Raw genomic sequence first — 4,192 nt, forward strand, 5'->3', positions numbered from 1 at the left:
GCGAAAAAAGAAAAAAGAGGAAAACGGGGGTGTTTTCGGTTTGTGGCGCGGCCCAAAACAAAAGAAGGAAACCGAATGGGGGGTCGGGGGGACGCCCCCTCCCCCCCCCCGGACCCTCCCCCACACGGAAGGGATCGCGCATGTCGCTCTCGCTCGACGGCCTCGTGTCCGGCCTGAAGACCACCGACATCATCAAGGCGCTGATGGACGTGCACGCGATCCCGCGCACGCTGCTCAAGGCGAAGATCGACGACAAGAACGCCGTCATGACGCAGCTGCGCACCCTCAACACCGCCGTGCAGAACCTCGCGACCGCCGCCGAGAAGGCCGCAGCCCCCGGTGGTCTCGACCGCTTCACCGGCACCTCGTCGTCCGACACCGTGAAGGTCGCGCTGCGGGCCGGAGCCGTCCCGCTCACCACCGACATCGTCGTCGACCGCGTCGCCCAGACCCACACCGTCGTCACCGCCGCCTCGCGCGGCTGGCCCGTCGACCCGCCCGTGCTCACCCTGGAGAACGCCGCGGGCGAGCGCGTGCAGGTGCAGGCCGACTCCGCGTCGATCCAGGACATCGCGCAGGCGATCAACGACGCCGACACGGGGATCGTGGCCACCGCCGTGCCCGCCGGGCGCGACGCCGACGGCAACCCGCTGCACCGCCTGCAGCTGCGCGCCGAGGACTCCGGCGAGGCCGGGCGCTTCCGCGTCTACCGCGGCGATATCGCCGCCGTGCAGAACGGAACGGCGACCGACGTCGCCACCGAGACCGGCGCGGCCGTGATCGCCACCGGCACCGACGCGCAGGTGCGCCTGTGGGCAGGAACCGGCGCCGAGCAGGTGCTCACCTCGACCAGCAACACCTTCACCGACCTGTTCGAAGGCGTCGACGTCACCGTCTCCACCCCCTCCACCACCCCCGTCACCGTGACCGTCGCCGTCGACACGGCCGCCCGCACCAAGGCCTCCGGCGAGTTCATCGCCCTCGTGACCGACATCTTCACCCGCATCGACAACGGCTCGAAGGCGACCGTCCCCACCGGTCAGGGCGGCAAGACGACCCTCGGCGTGTTCACCGGCGACAGCACCATCCGCGGCATGCGCACCGCGCTCGCCGACGCCGTGCAGCACCCGGTCGACGGCGTCTCGCCCTCCACCATCGGCATCTCGACCGACATGTACGGCAAGCTCACGTTCGACGAGGACAAGTTCGCCGAGGAGCTCGCGAAGGACCCGGACGCGGTCGGCGCGCTCTTCTCCGCGGTCGCCGCGCGCATCGAGGAGACCGCGACGTCGTTCTCCGACAAGTACGACGGGCTGCTCACCACCCGCATCACCGGGCAGGAGAGCGAGGTCAAGAGCCTCGGCGAGCAGATGGAGCGCTGGGACGTGCGCCTCGCGCAGCGCAAGGCCACCCTCGAGCGCACCTACGCCCGGCTCGAGGTGATGCTGTCGCAGATGCAGTCGCAATCGTCGTACCTGGCGTCGCAGATCAACTCGCTGCCGAGCAGCCGCTCCGGATCGGACTCGTGAGCATGAACGCCGCCCTGCGCGCCCAGCAGCGCTACCGCGAGGACGCCATCCTCTCCGCGCCGCCGGAGCGACTGGTCACCATGCTCTACGACCGCCTGCTGCTCGACATCGAACGCGGCGAGACCGCCCAGCGCGCGGGCGACTGGGCCGAGGCGAACGCGCAGCTGCAGCACGCGCAGGCCATCGTCGCCGAACTGTCGTCTTCGCTCACCGACGAGTGGAACGGCAGCGCCGGCCTCCGCTCGCTCTACGTCTTCCTCAGTCAGACGCTCATCGGCGCGAACATCGGCCGCGACCCCGAACGCACCAGGGCCTGCCACGGCATCGTCGCCCCGCTGCGCGACGCCTGGCACGAGGCGTCCCGGTCGCTCGCGGAGAGCCGCGCGTGAGCGCCGACGCCTGGGAGGAGCTGCTGGACCGGCTGGAGCAGGAGGCCGAGCGCATCCTCGCCGCACCCGACGGAGCCGTCGAGACGCACGAGCTGCCGCCCTGGACGCCGCCGCCCGCGCCGCTGCCCGCGCACCTCGCCGACCGCGCCCGCCGCGTGATCGACCGCCAGCGCGCGGCCATGGACCGCGTACGCCACGAGATCGACGGCGTCCGCCAGCACCTCGGCGCCGTGGGGCGCGTACCGGCACCGCGCGAACCCGACGCACCGGCCTACCTCGACGTGGACGGCTGACGGCCGCCTAACGCACCCGGCCTGCCTGCCGACAGTGCACCGTGAGCACGGATGGCTCGCAAGACTCGGCCAGGGATCGGCCATTTCCACCACACACGGGGAGCCGGTTCGTGTTCGACTCTGTCACCATCACCGCACTCACGAGTGCGCTCGATGGGCTCTCGCTGCGCCAGCGGGCCATCGCCGACAACATCGCCAACATCAACACCCCCGACTACCACGCCAAGCGCGTGCGGTTCGAGGAGGCCCTCGCGGACTCGATCGCCCGCGGCGACGGACGCGTGTCGGCGACGGTCGGCACCTCGCTGGAGCCGACCAGGCTCAACGGGAACAACGTCAACCTCGACACCGAGACCCTCTCCAGCATCGACACCATGCTGCGCTACCAGTTCGCGACGCAGGCCGTGAACGGCTCGTTCTCCTCCATGCGCACCGCGATGAGGACCTCATGACCTTCGACGCGATCGGCATCGCCGGCACCGGACTGACCGTGCACCGCAAGTGGCTCGACGCCATCAGCGACAACATCTCCAACATCAACACGGTGCGCTCGACCGACGGCGCCGCGTTCCGTGCGCGCTACGTGCTCGCGCAGACCAGCGCCCAGTCGCCGGGCGTCTACGTCGCCGGCACCGTGCAGGGCAGCGCCGAGGGCCGCCTCGTGCACCAGCCCGACCACCCCCTCGCCGACGCGAACGGCTACGTACGCTACCCCGACATCGACCTCGGCGACCAGATGAGCCAGCTCATCCTCGCGCAGCGCGGCTACCAGGCCAGCGCGGCGATCGTCGACCGAGCCCGCACGACCTACGAGTCGGCCCTGCAGATCGGACGCAACGCATGAGCGCGGTCTCCGGAATCGAGGCCGTCGCCTCGTCCCTCGGTCTCACCACCTCCCCCGTCACCGGGGCGAAGACGACCGACGGCTCCGCCTTCGCGAACAGCGTCACGGGCGCGATCGACGAGCTGCGCTCGCTGCAGTCCGACTCCGACGCGCTCAAGGTCGCCGCGGTCACGGGCGACCTCGACGACATCCACGCGGCCATGATCGCGTCGTCGCGCGCGGCCGTGACGCTCGAGCTCGTCGCCGCCGTGCGCAACAAGGGCGTCGACGCGTTCAACGAGATCATGCGGATGCAGGCCTGATGCCCCCGGCCGTCGCCGGTGCGTTCCAGCGCATCCGCCGTGTCATCGCGGGGTTCTCGCTCGCCCAGCGCACCATCGCCATCATCGGTGTCGCCGTGCTCGCCCTCGGCATCATCGCCCTGTCGAGCTGGCTCACCCGCCCCACCTACACCCCGCTGTTCTCCGGGCTGAGCGCGACCGACGCCAACGCCGTGGTCGAGCAGCTCCGCTCCGCGTCGGTGCCGTACGAGCTCGCCGACGGCGGCGCCACCGTCCTCGTGCCGGAGAAGGACGTGTACGACCAGCGCCTCGCCGCCGCATCCGCCGGACTGCCCAGCGCCAACAGCGCCGGCTACTCGCTGCTCGACGACATGGGCGTCACCACCTCCGAGTTCCAGCAGTCGGTGACGTACAAGCGCGCCATCGAGGGCGAGCTCGCCGCCACGATCTCCGCGATCGACGGGGTCTCCGCCGCCTCCGTGCAGCTCGCGATCCCCGAGGAGAGCGTCTTCGTGTCGGAGACCGTCGACGCGACCGCCTCCGTGTTCGTGGAGACCGCGGGCAACAGCACCCTCGACCAGAAGCAGGTCGAGGCGATCGTGCACCTCACCTCCGCGGCGGTCAGCGGCATGAAGCCGGAGAACGTCGCCGTGGTCGACCAGACCGGGCGCACGCTGTCGGCCGTCGGCGTCGGCTCGACGGGCGGCCTCGACCAGCAGGCGGGCGACTACGAGGCACGCGTCACGGCGAGCGTGCAGCAGATGCTCGACACCGTGGTCGGCCCCGGCAACGCGACCGTCACGGTGGTCGCCGAGATCGACCGGTCGGTGAACGAGCGCATCGAGGAGACCTACAC

The 4,192-nt window shown here is 70.7% G+C and carries 7 protein-coding genes; all 7 read left to right on the plus strand.

Annotation, left to right across the window (positions count from 1 at the left end):
- Window positions 1–140: 140 nt before the first annotated feature.
- Window positions 141–1,529, plus strand: a complete 1,389-nt coding sequence (gene fliD, locus ACWGQ1_RS17775; RefSeq protein ID WP_136031057.1) for a flagellar filament capping protein FliD — start codon at window positions 141–143, stop codon at window positions 1,527–1,529.
- Between the two features lie 2 nt (window positions 1,530–1,531).
- The gene (gene fliS / locus ACWGQ1_RS17780; RefSeq protein WP_136031073.1) at window positions 1,532–1,918 is read left to right on the plus strand and encodes a flagellar export chaperone FliS; all 387 of its coding nucleotides are present in this window, start codon (window positions 1,532–1,534) and stop codon (window positions 1,916–1,918) included.
- Window positions 1,915–2,211, plus strand: a complete 297-nt coding sequence (locus tag ACWGQ1_RS17785; RefSeq protein WP_136031059.1) for a hypothetical protein — start codon at window positions 1,915–1,917, stop codon at window positions 2,209–2,211. The genes fliS and ACWGQ1_RS17785 overlap by 4 nt, the downstream gene beginning before the upstream one ends.
- A gap of 110 nt (window positions 2,212–2,321) precedes the next feature.
- Complete coding sequence (locus tag ACWGQ1_RS17790; RefSeq protein ID WP_136031061.1) at window positions 2,322–2,663, plus strand: flagellar basal body rod protein FlgB; 342 nt, start codon at window positions 2,322–2,324, stop codon at window positions 2,661–2,663.
- Window positions 2,660–3,055 (plus strand): flagellar basal body rod protein FlgC, encoded by a 396-nt coding sequence (locus ACWGQ1_RS17795; protein WP_136031062.1) that lies wholly within the window; start codon window positions 2,660–2,662, stop codon window positions 3,053–3,055. Before ACWGQ1_RS17790 ends, ACWGQ1_RS17795 begins: the two co-directional genes overlap by 4 nt.
- A complete protein-coding gene (fliE, locus tag ACWGQ1_RS17800; RefSeq protein ID WP_136031064.1) occupies window positions 3,052–3,357 on the plus strand; it encodes a flagellar hook-basal body complex protein FliE in 306 nt (101 codons plus the stop codon). Before ACWGQ1_RS17795 ends, fliE begins: the two co-directional genes overlap by 4 nt.
- A partial coding sequence (gene fliF / locus ACWGQ1_RS17805; protein ID WP_452313469.1) for a flagellar basal-body MS-ring/collar protein FliF occupies window positions 3,357–4,192 on the plus strand: 836 nt, incomplete at its 3' end. The genes fliE and fliF, both read left to right, overlap by 1 nt.

The sequence above is a fragment of the Microbacterium sp. NPDC055599 genome, assembly GCF_053618975.1.

Bases quoted from the DNA above. Each gene is read 5' to 3' on its own strand.
- fliD (WP_136031057.1), top strand. From the start codon at position 141: ATGTCGCTCTCGCTCGACGGCCTCGTGTCCGGCCTGAAGACCACCGAC.
- fliS (WP_136031073.1), top strand. From the start codon at position 1,532: ATGAACGCCGCCCTGCGCGCCCAGCAGCGCTACCGCGAGGACGCCATC.
- ACWGQ1_RS17795 (WP_136031062.1), top strand. From the start codon at position 2,660: ATGACCTTCGACGCGATCGGCATCGCCGGCACCGGACTGACCGTGCAC.
- fliE (WP_136031064.1), top strand. From the start codon at position 3,052: ATGAGCGCGGTCTCCGGAATCGAGGCCGTCGCCTCGTCCCTCGGTCTC.